The 19,379-nt window shown below is 68.3% G+C and carries 11 protein-coding genes; 3 read left to right on the top strand and 8 right to left on the bottom strand.

Going from position 1 to position 19,379, the window contains the following annotated elements; translation table 11 throughout:
• Positions 1 to 2: 2 nt before the first annotated feature.
• The 6 genes from ACIPWY_RS37900 to ACIPWY_RS37875 form a co-directional block, all read right to left on the bottom strand.
• Positions 3 to 485, bottom strand: a complete 483-nt coding sequence (locus ACIPWY_RS37900; protein ID WP_401536843.1) for a hypothetical protein — start codon at positions 483 to 485, stop codon at positions 3 to 5.
• A 54-nt stretch (positions 486 to 539) separates the two neighbouring features.
• On the bottom strand, positions 540 to 1,100 hold the full coding sequence (locus tag ACIPWY_RS37895; protein ID WP_362909766.1) for a hypothetical protein: 561 nt from the start codon (positions 1,098 to 1,100) through the stop codon (positions 540 to 542).
• Positions 1,101 to 1,764: 664 nt separating this feature from the next.
• Entirely contained in the window at positions 1,765 to 2,169 is a 405-nt protein-coding gene (locus ACIPWY_RS37890) for a cofilin family protein (protein ID WP_362909770.1), read from the bottom strand.
• Positions 2,170 to 2,377: 208 nt separating this feature from the next.
• Entirely contained in the window at positions 2,378 to 3,394 is a 1,017-nt protein-coding gene (locus ACIPWY_RS37885) for an iron-containing redox enzyme family protein (RefSeq protein WP_401536840.1), read from the bottom strand.
• A complete protein-coding gene (locus ACIPWY_RS37880) occupies positions 3,391 to 3,645 on the bottom strand; it encodes a CDGSH iron-sulfur domain-containing protein (RefSeq protein ID WP_401536838.1) in 255 nt (84 codons plus the stop codon). The genes ACIPWY_RS37885 and ACIPWY_RS37880 overlap by 4 nt, the downstream gene beginning before the upstream one ends.
• On the bottom strand, positions 3,629 to 4,324 hold the full coding sequence (locus ACIPWY_RS37875) for a HemK2/MTQ2 family protein methyltransferase (RefSeq protein WP_401536836.1): 696 nt from the start codon (positions 4,322 to 4,324) through the stop codon (positions 3,629 to 3,631). The genes ACIPWY_RS37880 and ACIPWY_RS37875 overlap by 17 nt, the downstream gene beginning before the upstream one ends.
• 650 nt (positions 4,325 to 4,974) lie before the next feature.
• Here ACIPWY_RS37875 and ACIPWY_RS37870 point away from each other — a divergent pair.
• Both ACIPWY_RS37870 and ACIPWY_RS37865 read left to right on the top strand, forming a co-directional pair.
• Positions 4,975 to 6,360 carry an MFS transporter gene (locus ACIPWY_RS37870; RefSeq protein WP_401536834.1) on the top strand — a complete coding sequence of 462 codons (1,386 nt, stop codon included), beginning with the start codon at positions 4,975 to 4,977 and terminating at the stop codon, positions 6,358 to 6,360.
• Between the two features lie 335 nt (positions 6,361 to 6,695).
• Positions 6,696 to 9,008 (top strand): GH92 family glycosyl hydrolase, encoded by a 2,313-nt coding sequence (locus ACIPWY_RS37865; protein ID WP_393705660.1) that lies wholly within the window; start codon positions 6,696 to 6,698, stop codon positions 9,006 to 9,008.
• A gap of 628 nt (positions 9,009 to 9,636) precedes the next feature.
• Here ACIPWY_RS37865 and ACIPWY_RS37860 read toward each other — a convergent pair.
• A complete protein-coding gene (locus ACIPWY_RS37860) occupies positions 9,637 to 10,872 on the bottom strand; it encodes a PP2C family protein-serine/threonine phosphatase (protein WP_393705661.1) in 1,236 nt (411 codons plus the stop codon).
• A 637-nt stretch (positions 10,873 to 11,509) separates the two neighbouring features.
• Entirely contained in the window at positions 11,510 to 14,188 is a 2,679-nt protein-coding gene (locus tag ACIPWY_RS37855; protein WP_393705662.1) for a SpoIIE family protein phosphatase, read from the bottom strand.
• Between the two features lie 1,448 nt (positions 14,189 to 15,636).
• Between ACIPWY_RS37855 and ACIPWY_RS37850 the strand changes: the two genes are divergently transcribed.
• Positions 15,637 to 19,371 (top strand): S8 family serine peptidase, encoded by a 3,735-nt coding sequence (locus ACIPWY_RS37850; RefSeq protein ID WP_393705664.1) that lies wholly within the window; start codon positions 15,637 to 15,639, stop codon positions 19,369 to 19,371.
• Positions 19,372 to 19,379 lie beyond the last annotated feature (8 nt).

Here is a 19,379-nt window from a genome sequence, read left to right as displayed (position 1 = left end):
GTTCAGGCAGTGAGCAGACGGTTGAAGAACGACCGATAGTGGCGCAGAGCCACGCGCAGGTCTTCGGTGTCCGCCCGCTCACCCCGGCTCCACTGCTCTTCGAGTTCCTGTTTGCGATCGGCGAACGTCGACGCCAGGGTCTGCATGACGTCCGCGACCAACGCGTCAGCGGAATGCACGGCGTCACGCGGATCGTCCACGAACTTGCTCTGGATCTCTCCCCAGCGTGAGCGGAAGACCTCCTCGTCCTCCGTGCTGAGGAGCTCGGTGGCTTCCTCCTTGGCCGGCGCGTCCGTTTCCGTCTTCTCGTCCGCGGTCTCGGAGTGTTCGGCCGACGCGACGGGGCTGCTCTCGCCGGGGAAGGCAGGAGCCTCGCTCCGCCCTTCTACGGCTTCGTCCTGTGGTCGATCGGTACGGTCCGGGGTCTGGGCGAGGTCCTCCGTCGACAGCCCGCTCGATCGGTCAAAATTGCCGTCGCTCTGCATGTTTCCTCCGTCCCTGGCCGCGTGGATGGCCCCATCCAACGAGGGTGAGGTCGTTCAGGCGCGGGCGTGTCGGGCTTGGCCGCCGCCGTTGGAGAGCAACTCGTCGAACAGAGCGCGGTAGTGCACCATGGCGCCCCGTAGCTGCTCGGTGGTCGCCTTGTGCTCAGTGCTTTGCGCTTCCATTTCGTGGGCTGCCCGGTAGTGCTCCAACGTGCGCCCGTGTTCGACCGAGAGATCCTTGAGCTGTTGGTCGAAGTCCTCGGTGGGATAGCCCCGCTCGCGCATCAGAGAAGTCACCAGATGGTCCGCATCGTGCACCGCGTCTTCAGGCCGGTCCACGAACTCTTGCTGGACATTGCTCCAGTCCCGGCTGTAACGCTCCCGGGCGCCACTGTCCAAGGGCTTGATGTCCAGCGAGTCGTGGTGCTTCTCGCGTGCCCTGAGCTCGCTTTCACCAGCCCTGCGACTGTCCGCGTCCTCGATCGTTCGCTCGTACTCCGGACCGAAACGCTCGCGCAGACGGCGACGGCGCGCAAGCAGAGAGCCCGCCACTGCGAGCAGTGCAACCACCACCACGACGGCGATGATGATCGCCAGAAGTGTCCCATTCAACATGAGGCTGAACCTCCCTCAATGCGCCAACCGTGCCTATTTTAGCGTTTTCTCCCAATGTGAGCGATACATGCCGGTGGTGCGGCATGCGACTGGCAGCAGACAGTGCCACACCCGGAGCACGGCCGTGACCGACGCCGTGCTCCACGGGCGGGTCGGGTGGTGCACGTGGCGCTCGGCGGGCTGCTCGTTCCCCTCGATGCCGGCAATGTCGGGTGAGACCCCACAAGCGGGGGCCGGCCAGGCGCATCCAGGGCAGCCGTGGCCATGGCCGCCCTCGCCGTCAGCCGCCGCGAGCAACTCCCCTTCGGCGAGCTCCACGCCGAACAGGCCGACACCGTTCCCGGCAAGCGCGGGTACGTCGGTGGCACTACAGACCCGGCCGGCCTCACCCATCGGCGCCCGCGAATACGACCCCAGTCTGGCCGACGCCGTCGGCGAACACGCCCGCTGGGCCGGCCACGCCGCTTCCAAGAACCCGCGACGCAGCTGAGGTTGGAACGGGATGGTTTCCACGGACGCGAGTGGGCCGGACCCGACCGGGGGCGGGTTGATAGGCGCGCGTATGAACCCCGTCTTGAGGCTCAGCCTGGTTTTGCCCCTCCGGGTAGCCCGGGTCGCTCAAGGAGCTCGGCCTGCTCCTGGCGGACGATCGAGGTCTGCCAGGCTATGTCCGGGCAGCGCGGACGAGCCGGTTGTACTCCAGATCGGACTGCCTCATGGCCTCGACGAAGAGGTCGATGCCGCCAAGCTGATCTCTGAGGGCGACGTACACCGCGGCGTACGCTGCCATCTGCTCGGGACTGACGCCCTGGGGCGACCAGGAGATCAGGACAATGGCCGCTCTGCGACTGCCGTCCCGGTCGGCGAAGCAGAGCTCATAGGCCACGAGCCGTGGATCGGACGGCAGGGTTTTGAGGAGCTCGTCGTGGGTCAAGTTCCCCTCGTAGTCCAGGATGAGGGTGTCCAGGTCGTCGTTGAGCCTGTACAGGACGGTGGTGATGTGCCGGTTGCTCTGAAGTTCGTTGAAGGCGTCGATGCAGCGGTCTTCCACTGAGATAGCACTGGTCACGACGACACCTTCCGATCACGGGCTGGACGTTCGGAGAGCTCAACGAACGCTTGACCGCGAGGTTGTGGATTGAGGCCGTTCGGCAGCACCTATGAGACCGTGTCCGCCCGCAACCGCAGACTCCCCACGATCAGGGATCTCAGACCTCCCGATGGAGGTTGCCCGCTCACCTCGCCTGGACGTCCACGTCCGCAGTGCGGACCGGGCCTCAGGCGGCGGGCGAGGCCAAAGGTTCACGCAGGGCGCTGCGCCCGTGCCGCCACGCGTCCAACAGCTCTGTCGACAGGTGCTCTTCGAGGAAACCGGTGGCCCGCACGCCGAAGGCGACGTCCGCGTCCAGGCCGGGTTCGGCTTCGAGGAGGCCACCGACCACCTCACGTCGAACGACCTGCTCGTGCACGGCGTCCGCCTCGACGTGCTCGTCGTAGAACCGCTGGGCTGCCGCTCCGGCTTCCATGCGCCGCAACGCCTGGGCGAGTCGGCGTGAGCTCGGCGAGGACGTGGTCTCGACGGTGGCGAAGTGGCCCACCAGGGCACCCCGCAGGCTGCGGTGCAGGCCGAAGAGCGACATGAGGTTGACGGTGGCGAGGGCGGCCGCGGGCGCCGCGTCGAGGTAGTGGCCGTACGCGGTCTCCAGGCCGAGATCCGCCATCAGTTCGGCGTACAGCCGGGCATGGATGTCCTCCGCGCGTCCGGCACCGAACTCGTCGTACTCGACCGCGACCATGGCGGCCTTCGCCCTGCCGTGCAGCCGGGGAATGACCCAGGCGTGCGGGTCCGCCTCTTTGAGGTGGTAGAGCGAACGCACCACGGCGTACTCCCTGAACTGCCACAGCTCACCGTCGCGTTGCAGGTGGTTGCTGACGCTTGCGTCGTCGTGCCCGACGGGCTCGACGAGCAGCTCGGCCAGCGTCCGCTCGGCGTCTGCCCGCACGGACACGTCGGCCCGCAGGGCACCCAGGAAGCGATGCTCCAGAGCACACCGCAGGGCCAGCAGCTGCGGATCCCACTCCCACTCGGCCGCCACGCCCCGGAACCCTTGATAGTGCAGTTCGTAGAGCACGTACAGCGCGAGTTGGAGGTCGTCGCCGTACGGGTCGGCGTCGTCGTGTGCAATGACGTCGAGGCCGCGGTCCTGCAGAGCACTGATCACCCGGGCAGACAACGGGCCCCGGGGAGCGGGCAGTTCAGACTCCAGCGAACGGGACTCCGCAAGGACAGTCACGGCGTGGCCTCCCCATGGTCCGAACGGTCCGCCGCCGTGTTCTGTGCCTCCGCGGGCGCGACGCGTCGGCGATGGCTGGTGTCGCACCAGGGGAAGGTGCGGCTGCGCCGGCAGGTGCAGATCGCGACCTGGAAACGCCGTGACACGTGCACCACACCTTCGTCGTCGACGACCTCAACCGGCCCTTCCACCAGGAGGGGCCCCTCGGGCGCGATATTGATCCGGCGCGGGCGCTCAGGGTTGTTCGGCACGAATGACCACCAGTCCTTCTGTCGCCGTCCCCTCGTCGAGGAGCCCCTGCGCACACAGCCAGACTCGATACTCCTGCAGGACGGGGCCGAACGGCACCTGTGCCCTGTCGATCACAGCGGCTGACATACCAAGGCCGGTAAGCCGGTCGATGCTCTCAGCTGAACCGCACATCTCGGAGTGCACCATCAGCAACCGACCTCCGGGTCGCAGGGCTTGGTGCGCCGCGTCACAGACCCGGTTCACCAGACTGCGACCGTCCACACCCCCGTCCCAGGCCCGGGCAACGCCGCGTACCGGCCGCTGCCCAGCGGGCGCGGGCACATACGGGGGGTTGCTGACGACCAAATTGAAAGCATTGGCTTTACACCCCATGCTCAGATCAGCGCGCCGGACCGTAATAGAAGCGTGGTTGAGAAGGGCGTTCAGGCGTGCCGTCCACACGGCGCGCCAAGAGATGTCGACGGCAGTGACCCGGGCTCCCATCCGAGCGGCGATCACCGCCAGTGCGCCCGATCCGGTACCCAGGTCCAGCACGTCGGTCTGCCCGCTGATGGGCTCGCTCTGCAGGGCCCGCGTCAGCAGATCAGTGTCGTACTGGGGCGCATACACCCCGTGCGGCGTGAGTAACCTGGGCCCTTTGGCCGTAAACGTCGGCCTAGCACCTAGCCGTGTCGTCATGGGCGTCTCATCACGGGGGGCTGCTTGGACAGGGACGTGTTCATCTCTCATCCTGGGCCAGCTCGCCACTGCTGACCACTTGACCAACATGTGCAGCAGAGTGCCTCCGTCAGCGCACAACAACCCCGCGAGCGTCGCTCACCTGCGGAGACGCCAGACCCGTGCAGAGCAGGGAGACATGGCGCTATCGCTGAGGAGTACCGCGTTTTTCATCAATTACTGATGTCTATGCAGACATTCATGCTCGCGGACCGCATGAAATCCCCGTTCCACTGCCGAGCGTCCTCCGCGGCCCTGGTGTGACGCTCAGGGAGAGCGGACGACAGCGGCCGTCGGGCTCAGAAGGAGACTGTCGTCGAAGCCGGGGCTCTCGGCGGTCCGGGGTCCGCCCCACAAGCCGGTGGACGGCATCCGACAGGACGTCGTCGTCGATACGGCGGTCGAACGTCCGCAGCGCGCTGCGCAGTTCCTCATCCCCGCACGCGCCCGCCATGACTTCAGTGCCACGCTCGCCGCGGAAGAGGCGGCCGGGGTGACGCGCGGCCGGCGTCGCGACAACCCCGAGGCGGGTATCCGACCACGTCACGACCATGGTCACGTCGCATCGCATGCATGTACCTTGCATACATTTGAAAGGAGCTGACAGGCGCATGACGCAAACCACCCCTTCCACCGCCGGCTCTCCCTCACCGGTGTCCCGCCGCCTCGAGGTCCTGCGGCCCGGCCCCTGGCACCGACGGCTCACGGCGATCGTCGGCATCGGCGCCTTCTTCGACCTCTACGAGGTGTTCCTCGGCGGCGTACTCGCCGCCGCGCTCACCGAGCCCTGGCATCTGAGCCAGACCCAGAAGTCGTGGATCATCGCCGCCGGATTCCTGGGGATGTTCGTCGGCGCCAACGTCATGTCACTCCTCGCAGACCGTTTCGGCCGACGCCGGATGTTCCTGGTCAACCTCGCCATGTACTCCGCGTTCTCCCTGCTGTGCGCCGCCGCGCCCGACGTGAACTGGCTCATCGCGGCTCGGTTCCTCGCCGGACTCGGGCTCGGCGCCGAACTCGTGCTCGTCGACACGTACCTCTCCGAGCTGCTGCCGACGGCCGTGCGCGGACGCTACATCGCCTGGGCCTACACCGTCGGCTTCCTCGGTGTGCCACTGGCGGCGCTCCTCGGCGCACGCCTGGTGGCCGAGCACGAGATCGCCGGGGTCTCCGGCTGGCGCTGGCTGCTGGTGGCGGGCGCGTTCGGCGCCTTCTGCATCCAATGGATGCGGCGCACTCTCCCCGAGTCCCCGCGATGGCTGGAGGCCAAGGGACGGCGCGCGGAAGCCGAGTCCGTCGTCGTGCACATCGAGACAGTCAATGAACCGGGGACTGCCGGTACGCGCCCCTCGCCACGACGGGCCGAAGCCGAGACCGAAGCGGTCCCCACCGTGCGGGTTCCACTGCGCCGGATGTTCCAGCCGCCCTACCGCCGCCGCACCGTCATGTGGTGGATCTTCCAGGTCCTGCAGACCGTCGGCTACTACGGTTTCGGCTCTCTGGCCCCCGTCGTCCTCGCAGCCAAGGGCCACTCGACGACCGCCTCGCTCGGTTACGCGGCGCTCAGCTTCTGCGGCTACCCGCTGGGTTCCGCGCTGTCGATCCCGCTCATCGAGCGGTTCGAGCGCCGCACCCTCATCATCGTCGCCGCCCTCGGCCAGGCCTTCTTCGGCGTCCTGTTCGGGTTCGCCGACGCGGCCTGGCTGATCGTGGGAAGCGGCTTCCTGCTGACACTCTGCAGCAACGTCTTCTCCAACGCGTTCCACGTCTACCAGGCCGAAATCTTCCCCACGAACCTGCGCAGCAGCGCCATCGGCATCGCCTACTCACTGTCGCGGCTGGTCTCCGTGATCCTGCCGTTCATCGCACTGAGTGTCCTCGACGACCTCGGCGCGACCGCGGTGTTCGCCGGCTCCGCCGCACTCATGGTGCTGCTGTGCCTCAACGTGGGGCTCTTCGGCCCCAAGACGAAGGGGCTGGCACTGGACGCCATCTGAACGACCATCCGCCCCACCCTCCGGATCCAGGCCAGGCGGCGTCTCGGCGAGGCCGTCGCCCGGCTCCGCCTGCCACACGTCGGGCGGCGTCCAAGAGGAGCGGGATCTTAAGGGGGTTGCAACACCCCCGCAGAACCAGCACGCCCTGTCGAAGCCACGCAGGCAAGGACCTGGACCCCGCCCCACACCCAACCGGCCACGGAAAACGATGGATTGACGGAACGACACCGGAAGGGCAAAGATCGACAGGTACTGATTTGACAACGTTGTCATACGAGAGGACTGCGATGAGAGCGCTGAGACGCGTGTTCACCGTCTTGTTGATCGTCACCACTATGGCCACGGCCTCCGCCACCGCCGGCGTCGCGAACGCCAGGGAGCAGGGACCGAAGTTCGCCGATGACCCCACGGCGCTGGTCGACACATCGATCGGCAACAACGGTGACGGGACCACCTTCCCGGGCGCGGCCGCGCCGTTCGGCATGGTGCAGTTGAGTCCTGACACGCAGCTGAACAAGTACGCCTCGTACGACTACGCGCAGGACACCATCCTCGGCTTCAGCCACACACACCTGTCGGGCGTCGGCTGCCAGACGATGGGCAACATCCGGTTCATGCCGACCACCGGTGCGGTCACCTCGTCCGACCCGGCGCAGTACGGTGCGAAGTTCAGTCATGACAACGAGACCCGCGCGCCCGGCTACTACGGCGTGAAGTTCGACAACGGCATCAAGGCCGAGCTCTCCGCCACGCAGCGGACCGGTCAGCACCGCTACACCTACCCCGGCGGATCAGGCTCCGAGAACGTCCTCATCGAGGCCGGCGAGAGCAACGGCAGCACCTACGCCGGCGACGTGAAGGTGGTCGGCAACGACACCGTGGAAGGCTGGGTCCAGGGCGGCAACTTCTGCGGCGAGACCGGCAAGGAGCGCTACCGGGTCTACTTCAGCGCCAAGTTCGACCGGACGTTCTCGAAGTACGGCACCTGGACCGACGGCACCCTCACGCCGAACCAGCGCGAAGCATCGCGCGGCACCAAGCGCGCCGGTGCCTGGCTGACGTTCGACGCGGCCAAGGGCGACCAGGTCGGTACGTCGGTGGGCCTGTCCTACACCTCGATCGACGGCGCGCGCCTCAACCGCGGGGCCGAGCAGCCCAAGTCGTTCGACAAGGCCCGCGCCGGCGCGCACGACGCCTGGCGCGACGAGCTGAACCGGATGCGCGTGGCCGGCGGCAGCACCGCCGACCAGCGCACGTACTACAGCGCGCTCTACCACTCGCTGCTGCACCCGTCGATCGGTTCCGACGTCGACAACCGCTACCGCGGCTTCGACGACAAGGTGCACCGAGCGGATTCCACGTACTACCAAATGTTCTCGCTCTGGGACACCTACCGCTCGCAGAACCAGCTGGTGGCCCTGCTCAACCCGGACAGGGCCGCGGACATGGCCAAGTCCGTGCTGCACATCTACCAGGACGGCGGTTGGCTGCCGCGCTGGGGGCTCGGCGGCGGCGAGACCAACGTGATGAGCGGCGATCCCATCACCCCGTGGATCGTCGACATCTACCAGCGTGGGCTGCTCGACAAGCACACCTCGCACCAGCTCTTCGACGCCCTGTGGAAGAACGCCAACCAGGTCCCCGTCGACCAGTCGATCTTCCGTGGCCGTGACGGCAATCCGTCGTATGTCAAGAACGGCTGGGTCGGGTACCAGAACCTGCCCGGCTACCTGTACGGCGACAGCCGCCAGTCGGGCTCGGCCACGCTCGAGTACGCACTCGGCGACTGTGCGCTGTCCACGATGGCCGGCGACCTGGGCTACAAGAACAAGGCCGCGACGCTCGCGTCGCGTTGCGACAACTTCGCCAAGCTGTGGGACCCGAGCGTCACGTCGCAGGGTTTCTCAGGGTTCCCCGTCGCCAAGAACGAGGACGGCACCGTCGCCGGTGATCCCGACCCCACCCAGGCCGGTGCGTTCCACGAAGGCACCGCATGGCAGTACCAGTGGCTCGCCCAGCAGGACCCGCAGACCCTCTTCGGTCTCATGGGCGGCCAGGCGGCTGCGGAGCAGCGGCTGGACAAGTTCTTCGACATGCCGACCGTCCTCACCGACCCGGCGAAGGCCGCTTCGGAGTCGTGGGTGAGCGGCGCGTACGACTACCACAACAACTTCGCCTTCAACCCCAACAACGAGCCCGACTTCCACACTCCGTGGATGTACTCGTGGACCGGCGCCCCGTGGAAGACGTCCGCGGTGCTGCGTGCGATGCGAACGCTCTTCACCGACGACGCGTACGGCATGCCCGGCAACGACGACCTCGGCGCCACGTCGTCGTTGCTCGTCTTCGCCATGGCCGGCGTGTTTGAGGCGCAGCCCGGCTCCGCCAACTACATCGTCACTGCGCCCATGTTCGAAAAGGTCGAGATCCGGCCCGAACACGGAAACAAGATCAACATCGAGGCGCCGGGCGCCGACGCTTCGAAGCTCCAGTACGTGTCTTCCGTGAACACGGGCAAGGGCACATTGCACCAGAGCTGGCTCTCCCACAAGGATCTGCTCCGCTCCGGCACGATCAAGATCGACCTTTCCCACAAGCCCACGACCTGGGGCGTCAGCACCGCCCCGCCCGCCATCGACCAGAACTGACGTTGTCGGCTGCGGCCCCTCCACACAGGGGCCGCACTGCGGCTGCCCGCTGTGCAATCCGTTCTGTACGACCGACGAACGCGCGGTTCTCGAACTCGCCCTCCATGCACCACCCAGGCGCGTCCGCGCGGGCGCTGCGAGGCATGATCGAATCGCTTGACGAGCTCTACCCGGCCCGGATCCGGCCATGTGCACCAGCGCCTCCCGCAGCAGGCTCTGCCATTCTGTGCGGCCCGGGGGCGGCGCGGCGGTGTACCCTCGCGCCGGCCCGGTCGGTTCGCCCCCGACAGGTGCCACCCGCCCCGGTACGGCCGGTCGTGCCCTCGACGCCGCACCAGCCCCCGGAGCAGGTCGCGTTCCTCGCTGACGGACGTCCGTGACGCAGCCCTGTTACTGCTTCTGCTCCATGCGGATGGCACGCCGTAGCTCGTCGGCCGCTGTGTGGCTCGCACCCTCGCGCTACTCCAGCATGGCCGCCGCGATGGCATCCAGCTTGCGCTGAACTGCGTGCGCGTCACGGCGGCGTTCCTCACGGACGGGAGTCGTCGAGGGAGATCGCCTGCGCGGGCAGTGAGTGCAGCAAACTGGTTCAGAGAGCGACATCAACCTGAAAGGCCTCGGCGCGATGTCATAGGCACACGACGACCAGGGCAATATCGTCCTGGGCACCGCCAGCCACATCAAGGTGGGCCAGCAGGGCGTCGGCGAGGCGGTCTGGGCTCAGGCGGGCATGACGGGTGAGGCCGTTGGTGAGCCGGTGCAGGCCTGCATCGATGTCCTCGTCGCGGCGTTCGACGAGCCCGTCCGTGTACAGGACGAGGACGTCACCGGGGGTGTAGCGCAGGGTGGCCTGGGGACGGGGGACGTGTTCGGGACGGGCGCCCAGCGGGGGGTCGGTGGCCTGGTCCAGCAGGTCGCTGGTGCCGTCGGAGTGAACCAGGACGGGCGGAAGGTGACCGGCGCTGCTGTAGGCGATCCGCTGATGGTGGGTGTCGATCACGGCCTGGACGGCGGTGGTGACCAACGCGCCCTCGACCGATCGGGCGTACAGGCCGAGCACCTCCAGTGACTTGGCCGGCTCGCGGAGGGCACGGACGGCGGCGCTCAGCGCGCTGCGGAGCATGCCCATGACCGCGGCGGCCTCCAGGCCGTGGCCGACGACGTCGCCGACCGCGACACCGAACGAGCCGTCGGGCAGATCCACGACGTCGTACCAGTCGCCACACACGTTCAGCGACCCGACCGCGGGCAGGTAGCGCACCGCGATATTCCGGTGCCGGTCCAGGTCGGGCGAATGCAGCATGGCCTCCTGCAAGGCGACGGCGACCTGGCGTTCCCGGGCGTGCGCCTGGCGCAGTTCCTCGTTGAGCACCTGCAGCTCCCGCGCCCGCGTGTACAGCTCGGCCTCCATCGCCATCCGCTTACCCCCCGGTCCGCGCGTCGGGTGGGCCGAGCGGGAGCGGACGAACTCGGTCACATCCTCCACGCGGTGGATGATCCACGTCACCTGCCCGTCCGGCCCCAGCACGGGAGTGTTGATCGGCGACCACCACCGCTCCTCGAATACTCCGGGCCGGTACGGAACGGGGATGTCATACTTCTGCAGCGCCATCGTGTCCGGCTGCTTCGACTGCAGCGCCCGGTCCAGCGAGGCACTCAGATTCCGCACCCCGTCCGCGGTAGGGTCCGCCGGGTTGTCTGGGAAGGCATCGAACAGGTACTGGCCGACCAGGTCCTGCCTGCTCCGACCGGTGGCCCGCAGGTACGCGTCGTTGACGTCGATAATCACCAGGTCCGGGCGCAGCACCAAATATGGACTCGGCGTGGCCGAGAACAACGCCTGGTAGTCAATGCTCTGCTCCACGGGCTTCACACCCGGCCTTTCCGCTGTCCAAGGGGACTCCCGCCAATGCGGTCCCGGGGAAAACCCGGGCCTCCGGACAGGCGCCCAAGCCTCAGCGGGACACTTCGTCGTCCGCCGAGCGGGAAGTCACGGATCGGCACTCCGGACGAGGCCACGCGCACGTCGGGCCTGTGCACCCCGGGGGGCGGCTGACTCTTCGCAGTCCCTCTTCGCATTGTCGCAGTGCTGAGCGAGCCGCACCTTGTACGGGCCCTAGGCTGTGTCGGGCCCGCTGCCCGCATGGGCGCCACGCGGCACTTGCCCCTCGTAGGGAACACGCATCGGACCAGGCTGATCCCTGACGGGCAGCCTCAGGGCGCGCGATGATCGCCCTCCGGGCGGCGAGGGAGAGGGTCTGGCGCAGGAAGGCGGGGTGCCCCCGTGTCGCACGGACCCTGGCGGCCGAGCAGGCTGGGGAAGCCCACCGGCTGCTGGAGGCGGGCGGCCCTCAGAGGGCCCGGTCGTGCTCACTCTCTGCGCCCTGATAATCCTGCGCGCCTTCGGCTGCGGTCGGCAGATCAGCTCTGCCTTTGCTTCACCTCGCGGCGGATCCGACCGCCAAGTCAGTTCCTGCCGGAGCGCCGCTGGTACACGCCCATCAGAGGGTGGGATCGTCGAATTGGTCGAGGAGCGCTTCGGTGAGTGCGTCGCCCGTTGCGGCAGCGGCGCCGTCGTGCAGCGATTGTTCGGCCCAGATGACCTTGCCGCCCGGCGTGTACCGCGTGCCCCACCGTTGGGCGAACTGCGCCACCAAGAACAGCCCACGGCCGCCCTCATCCGTGGTCGCTGCTCTGCGCACATGTGGCGAGGTGCTGGACCCGTCCGACACCTCGCAGATCAGGCTGCGGTAGTGCAGCAGCCGCACGCTGATGGGCGGCGAGCCGTACCGGATGGCGTTGGTGATCAGCTCGCTGAGGATGAGTTCCGTGGTGAACCCGATGTCATTCAGTCCCCATGCCTGCAGTTGCGCCCCGCACTCCGCACGGACCGGGGCCACCGCCGCCGGATCGGGCGGCACCTGCCAGTGCGCCGCCTGGGACGGCTTGAGCAATCGGGTGCGCGCCACCAGCAGTGCGATGTCATCGGACGGGTGCGCCGACGGCATCGCGTCGATCGCCGCCTGACACGTCTCCTCCGGAGTCCGCCCCGCGCCCTCCAGCGCCTGGTGCAGCAGGACGAGTCCGGTGTCGATGTCCTGGTCACGGTTCACGATCAGTCCGTCGGTGTACAGGACAAGTCGTGAGCCCTCGGGCAGGCGCAGCTCGGTGGTTTCGAAGGAGTGGCTGCCCAGGCCGAGAGGTGGCGAAGCGGGCACGTCCGGAGAGGTGACGGTCCCGTCCGGATGTACCACCGCCGGGCCCGGGTGCCCTGCACGCGCCGTCGTGCAGACTCCCGTGACCGGGTCGTAGATCGCGTACAGGCAGGTCGCCCCGGTGACTGCTTCGCTTTGCCGGCCCTGCGGGCCGTCGCCGGCGCTCTCGTCGCTGTCGATGCGGGTGACCAGTTCGTCGAGGTGCCCGAGCAGTTCGTCCGGCGGCAGGTCCAGGGCGGAGAAGTTCTGCACCGCGGTGCGCAGCCGCCCCATCGTCGCCGCCGCATGCAGTCCGTGGCCGACCACGTCACCGACCACCAGTGCCACCCGGGCGCCCGGCAGCGGGATGACGTCGAACCAGTCCCCGCCCACCCCGGCTTCGGCCGGCAGATACCGCCAGGCCACCTCCAGCGCATCCTGTTCCGGTACCCCCTGCGGTAGCAGACTCCGCTGCAGTGTCACCGCCATCGCGTGCTCCCGGGTGAAGCGGCGGGCGTTGTCGATGGCCACCGCCGCCCTCGCCACCAGCTCCTCCACGAAGGAGAGGTCTTCTTCCTTGAACGGGGGCGAATCCCCCTTGCGCCAGAAGTTCGTCGTTCCCAGCACCACACCGCGTGCCTGGAGCGGCACGGTCACCAGCGAATGCACCCCGCACTCCAGGGCCCTACTGGCGCCGTCGGGGTCCTGTTCCCGCCACCCCCAGGCCTGTCGCAGGTCGTCCTCCAGCACTGCCCGCCCTGTCTCCAGGGCCCGCGTCTGCGGGGCCGACCGCGAGTAGGTGATCAGCTCTCCGACCGGGTAGATCTCCTCCCGTTCCTGGTACCCCTCGCTGATCACCGTTCGGCGCATACCCGCCGTCCTGGTCGGCTCCTCGCCGCGCTCCACCGACTCCAGAAGATCGACGGTGACGATGTCGGCGAACCGCGGCGTCGCCACATCCGCCAATGCCTGTGCGGTGTGCACCACGTCCAGCGTGGTGCCGATCCTCTTGCCCGCCTCGTACAGGAGCGTCAGCCGCTCCCGCGCCACCGCCGCCCGTCCGGTGACCACCGCCAGCTCTGTGGTGTCGCGCAACGTCACCACCCAGCCCGCTTGGCCGCCGTGCGGGGCGGTGGGGCGCATGTTGACCGCCAGCAGTCGGTCCCCTGCGAGATGCACCTCATCTGTGGCCGGCTCGCCCGACGCCAGCAGCTGTGCCATGTCCGTGTCCAGCTCCAGCTCCTCCAGCTGCCGCTGCTCCGCGTCCGGGGGTAGCTCCAGCAGCCGCCGCGCCTCGTCATTGGCCAGCATCAGCCGTCCGTCGGCACCGATGATCAGTACCCCTTCCCGGACCGCATGCAGCACCGCGTCATGGTGTTCGTACATGCGCGTCATCTCCGCGGGCTCCAGACCGTGTGTCTGCCGACTCAACCGCCTGGCCACCAGTGCCATCCCGGAGGTGGACAGGGCCAGCGCGGCCGCCCCGGCGCCGAAGATGATCGGCAGTTCCCGCTGGAACATGCTAGTCACGTTTTGGACCTTGATCCCGGCGGCCACCAGGCCGACGACCGAGCCGCGGACATCGGTCACCGGGACCACCGCCTGGATGACCGGCCCCCTGCCCGCGTGGAGGGGCAGCCCGCGGGCCCGCTCGATAGTGGTGCGGCCTTCCAGCGCCGGTTTGATGGTGCCGATGAACTTCTTCCCGATCTCTTTCGGGTCGGGGTGTGTATATCGGATTCCCTTGGTGTCCATAACAACAATAAAGGTCACCGCAGCCCGCTTCCGGGCTGCTTCGGCACGCGGCTGCAGCACGGCCGTCGGATCTTTGCTGTTCAAGGCCTGGACCGTGCCCGGGGCGTTCGCGAACGTCTCTGCTGCGGTCAGAGACTGGCGCTCGGCCTCCCGCGTACGGTCATTCCCCGCCTGGAGCACCAGGGCCGTCACCGCGGCCGCAACCAGCAGCACCACGATCACGACCTGCATAACGAACACCTGCCCGGCTGCGCTGCGCAGATTCAGCGGAGAGCGCAGCCCCGAGCCCTCGAACTCACGCTGACCAGACGCGGGGTCGGCGGAGAGATGGTGTGACTCATGGCGTTTTGGGCTCAAAAACCCATTCATATTCACTTTCTAGCACTGTTTTCCGCCCCGCCGTAGGGCTCCCTGGTTCGATCGCGACACGGGGCCGGTCGGTGGCTTCAGCGCCCGGGCGCCGGTGCGCCGCAATCTCCTTGCTCACTTGCTTCCCGCGGCGCTCCCACTCGTCGGCGTCCGCGCCGCAGGCCCGTACAGGCCAGGAGCACCGGCATGGGGGCAGGCGTTCGCCGGCGGCGAGGCCGGCGGGCGACCGGCGGGCCTGCGTGCGCTGTAGTCCCACCTCCCCGCGATGAACGTGGGTGCCACCCGAGGAGGGTGCCGGGCGTGACCGGGAAGACGTCGCGCCGGCGACGTCGAGGTATCAGAACGGAGAGGACCGCGAACCAGAGTTGATCGGCTGGCTCGTAGCGGACCGGGCCGACCGGCTGCCGGCGCAGCACCGCATTCCCATACCGCAACACAAGCAGCTCCGCGTCTCTCGCCCGTTGCTGCGAAGCAGCGCCGACAGCAGGGAGAGCAACTCCCGAGTCACCTTGTACGGAAGGGACAGGATCACCCGCACATGCTCAAAGCCAACGGATCGTCACTGCTCCGACGACGATGACTTTTCGAGCGGCACAGCGTCTTCCGGGTCGCGAACTCCCTGCCGCAGTCCTTTGCCCCGATGATCGCGCCGCTCTTCCTGACCATCGGCTCCGGCCACCAGAACTCCCCGGCGGCCTTCCTCGCAGGCCGTGTTCGCTCCGCTGGGGAACGGCAGCGACGGTCCCGATCCCGTCAGTGCGCTGAGGAACAGTCAGGCAAGCAAGAGCCACCGATCGGCAGCCCACTCCAGCCAACTCGCCCAGCCGGGAGGCGGGCCCTCGACCCCATGTCACGGTGCCGACGAAGGCCTCGAGACGATGGCGGGCGTGGTAGCGGATGTGCGCCTCCACCGAGCGGCGGGGCTGTTCGCGTACATCGTCCGTGCCTCACCGGCCGGTGCTGGCTGTACTGCCGCCGCGAAGGCATCCGTGAGACGTGGATCGGCCCCGCATGCACTCCCGACGGCGAACGGCCGATGTACACCTGCGCCGTCTGCATTGCAGAGCTCGACTACAAGGTGCGCGACGAGCAACGCCGTATCGACCTCGGCGAGACGCCGACCCAGCCGGACAGCCCCCCACGCCTGAACCCGCCCCCGCACGACGACCGAACCCAACGAGAATTTCGGCGTCAGCGAGTGAGTCTTGCCCGGGTTCCTAGCCCTTTGCGGCTGGCAAGTCCTTGCCATGGCGTCGACTTGCCGCGATCAGGCCTTCACGTCGGGCGTTACCGGCCGATAGACCCATGCCATGTCCTCCCCCTCTCAGTCTTCCGCCTTCCGGCGCAGACGCTGGCAGTTGATCTCGACTGCCACCGTGGTGCCGCTTCTGGCGTCGGGGCTCGCAGTTCTGCAAGCGCCCGCACAAGCCGCTCCGAGCAAGCCCACCGTTCCCGCCAGGCCCTCGGCGACCCACAAGGTCACCCTGGTCACCGGCGACATCGTCACGGTCACCACGATGGCCGACGGCAAGCAGACCGCCGACGTCGACCGGCCGGACAGCGCCGTCGGCGGCGTAAAGATCCAGGAGATCAAAGGTGACCTGTTCGTCATCCCGGACGAGGCGATGCCGCTGCTGGGCACGGACAAGCTGGACCGCCGGCTGTTCAACGTCACCGACCTGATCGAGATGGGCTACGACGACGCGAAGTCGGCCGCGGTGCCGCTGATCGCGACGTACGCCCAATCGAAGTCCCGCTCGGCCGTCGAGCCGACGGCCCCCCGCGGCAGCAAGCTGACCCGCAAGCTCAAGGGCATCCGCGGCGCCGTGCTCAGCACCGAGAAGCGGCAGGCCCGCACCTTCTGGAAAGCCGTCGCGCCGCAAGGCAGCGCCAAGTTGGGCGCGGGTGTGGCAAAGCTGTGGCTCGACGGTCGCGTGAAGGTCAACCTCAAGGACAGCGTGCCGCTGATCGGCGCGCCCGAGGCCTGGGCGGCCGGGTACACCGGCAAGGGCGTCAAGGTCGCGGTGCTAGACACCGGCATCGACGTCAACCACCCCGACTTCGCCGGCGTGATCGACGACACGGCCAGCTTCGTACCGGGTGAGGCCATCGCCGACATCAACGGGCACGGCACGCATGTGGCCAGCACGATCGTCGGCTCCGGCGCCGCCTCCGGAGGCGACAACAAGGGCGTCGCCCCCGGTGCCGACCTGTTCGTCGGCAAGGTGCTCGGCGGTGCGGAGGGCTACGGCCAGGACTCCTGGGTCATGGCCGGCATGCAGTGGGCCGCCGAATCCGGTGCGGACGTCGTCAACATGAGCCTCGGCGACACCTACCCGACGGACGGCAGCGACCCGATGTCGCAGACGGTCGACGCGCTCTCCGAGCAGTACGGCACTCTGTTCGTCATCGCCGCCGGTAACGCGGGCCCGGAGAGCATCTCCGCCCCGGGCGCGGCCGCCTCGGCGCTGACCGTGGCCGCCACGGACAAGCAGGACCGGCTCGCGTCCTTCTCGAGCACCGGCCCGCTGGCCGGCTCCGGCGGCATGAAGCCGGACATCGCGGCGCCCGGCGTGGACATCACCGCGGCCCGCTCGCAGGAGATGACCGACGGTGGTGAGGGCCTTTACCGCACCCTCAGCGGCACCTCGATGGCCACCCCGCACGTGGTCGGCGCGGCGGCGATCCTGGCCCAGCGGCACCCGGACTGGACCGGCGCGCAGCTCAAGGAACACCTGATGAGCACCGCGAAGGCGCTGGACGAGGGGTACTCGCCGTACGAGGTCGGCACCGGACGTGTCGATGTGGCCGCCGCCGTGCGCACCACGGTCCGCGGTACCGGATCGCTCTTCTTCGGCAACTACACGTGGCCGCACGAGCCGAGCGACGTCGCCGTCAAGAAGGACCTGACGTTCACCAACTCAGGTTCGGCCGACGTCACGCTGAATCTGGCGCTGAGCGACGGCGGCGGCCCGTTCGCGCTGGGAGCGACCAAGGTGACCGTCCCGGCGGGCGGCACAGCCACCGTCCCGGCGACCGGTGACCCGCAAGCCGTCTCGGCCGGCCGGCACGTCGGCTACGTGATAGGCACCGATGCGGCCACCGGGAAGCCGGTGACCCGCACCTCCGTCGCACTGCTCAAGGAGGAGGAGCGCTACGACCTGAACATCAAGCTGGTCGGCCGGGACGGCAAGCCCGCCGCCGGCTGGGTCACCGTCAACCTGGCCGGCGACTTCTGGCCGTGGAACGTCTACGTCGACGGCTCGACCACCATGCGCATGGCCCCCGGCCTGTACACCGCCGCGGGGTACCTCGACGTGGCCGGCGAGAAGGCTGACCGCTCCGGTCTGGCCGTGCTGGTCGCCCCGGAGACCGTGCTCAGGAACGGCTCCGCGGACGTGGTGCTGGACGCGCGCAAGGCACGCCTGCTGCAGACCGAGGCGCCGCAGCGCACGGAGGACCGCCAGCGCAAGGTCGACTTCAACGTCCACTACAAGGGCCTCGACCCGTTCATGGACTACCGCAGCGCGTACGTGCTGCCGCCGACGTACGACGACGTCTACGTCGCGCCGACGAAGCCGATGAAGCAGGGCGAGTTCCTGCTGACCACCCGCTGGCGCAAGGGCGAGCCGCGGCTCAGCCTGAGCACGCCGGGCGGCCGGCTCCGCTTCGAGACACTGGTACAGGCGGGCAGCGCGCTGGGCACCGCCACCGACAAGCTGGACGCCGTCTACGCGGGCACCGGCGCGGCGGCCGAATACAAGAAGGTCAGAGCCAAGGGCAAGGCCGTCGTCATCAAGCGCAGCGACGAGGTGTCGCCGGAGGAGCGCACCGAGGCGGCTGCCGAGGCCGGTGCGAAGGCGCTGATCGTGGTCAACGACGGTGTCGGTGCCCTGATGGAGTACGTCGGCGAGTCGACCATCCCGGTCGCCACCGTGCACCGCGATGCGGGCAGGACCCTTGTCTCGATGGCCAAGGCCGGCTTCCTGAAGCTGACCGCGAAGCAGACCGAGTACACGCCGTTCGTCTACGACCTGACACGGGAATACCCCGGCCAAGTGCCGGACCGGGCCTTGGTCTACAAGCCGACCAAGGGTGACCTCGCCCGGATCGATGCCCGCTACTACTCGGCAACGGACGGCAGGGTGGCGGAAGGTTACCGGTCCGACTTCACCCTCAGCCCGTCGTTCAATCTCCCCGAGCGCGAGTGGCACCCGGGCACCCGCACCGAATGGGTGACCCCGGGCCAGGTCTGGAGGGAGTTCCATGCGCAGGGCGTCGACGGAGACCTGCCGTGGGTGATGGTCTCGGGCGACAACACGTACGGCAAGGGCAGCACCACCCGTCTGGACTGGTTCGCTCCGGCGACCCGGCCCGGCCAGGGCGAGTCCTTTGGCGTGTACAACTCCCGCTGGCAGAACTACATGACCTGGAACGTGCAGGCATGGGCCTCGGCCAGCGACAACATGCGGCTGGGCGGCTTCCTGGACTGGGGTGAGACGCCGACCCACCTACAGGTCTTCCAGGGCGACAAGCTGATCCACGACAACCCGAGCAGCACGGACATGCAGTGGGTCGAGGTGCCGGCGGGCAACCTGCCCTACCGCGCCGTCCTCGACGCGGAGCGGCCCAGTGACACCTTCCGGTTGTCGACGCGCACCCACACCGAGTGGACGTTCATGTCGGACACCGTCGACTCGGACTTCTTCGAGCCGTTCTCGGTGCTGAACCTGAACTACAAGCTGGAGTCGGACCTGCACGGCGACGTCAAGGCCGACGCGACCCAGCAGATCGCGCTCAAGCCGGTGTCGATGGACCTCGGCAACGTGCCGGGCACCGTCACCAAGGTGAAGCTGGACGTCTCGTACGACGACGGCGCCACGTGGCAGAAGGTGACCCTGTCCAAGGGCGCCCACGGCTACTGGACGGGTTCGTTCAGGACAGCGAAGAAGCCCGGCGGCTTCCTCTCGGTCCGCGCGAGCGCCGGGACGGACAGCGGCTTCAGCGTCAAGAACGAGATCATCCGGGCGTACGGTCTGCGATGAACCGCACG

Origin of the sequence: Streptomyces sp. NPDC090032, assembly GCF_044748025.1 — a bacterium.
Taxonomy (GTDB): domain Bacteria; phylum Actinomycetota; class Actinomycetes; order Streptomycetales; family Streptomycetaceae; genus Streptomyces.
Note: the sequence above shows the minus strand (reverse complement) of the source record. Positions and strands in the feature narration are given on the sequence as shown.

Bases quoted from the DNA above. Each gene is read 5' to 3' on its own strand.
- ACIPWY_RS37895 (WP_362909766.1), bottom strand. From the start codon at position 1,100: ATGTTGAATGGGACACTTCTGGCGATCATCATCGCCGTCGTGGTGGTG.
- ACIPWY_RS37875 (WP_401536836.1), bottom strand. From the start codon at position 4,324: ATGACGACACGGCTAGGTGCTAGGCCGACGTTTACGGCCAAAGGGCCC.
- ACIPWY_RS37865 (WP_393705660.1), top strand. From the start codon at position 6,696: ATGGCCACGGCCTCCGCCACCGCCGGCGTCGCGAACGCCAGGGAGCAG.
- ACIPWY_RS37900 (WP_401536843.1), bottom strand. From the start codon at position 485: ATGCAGAGCGACGGCAATTTTGACCGATCGAGCGGGCTGTCGACGGAG.
- ACIPWY_RS37855 (WP_393705662.1), bottom strand. From the start codon at position 14,188: ATGCAGGTCGTGATCGTGGTGCTGCTGGTTGCGGCCGCGGTGACGGCC.
- ACIPWY_RS37870 (WP_401536834.1), top strand. From the start codon at position 4,975: ATGACGCAAACCACCCCTTCCACCGCCGGCTCTCCCTCACCGGTGTCC.
- ACIPWY_RS37850 (WP_393705664.1), top strand. From the start codon at position 15,637: ATGTCCTCCCCCTCTCAGTCTTCCGCCTTCCGGCGCAGACGCTGGCAG.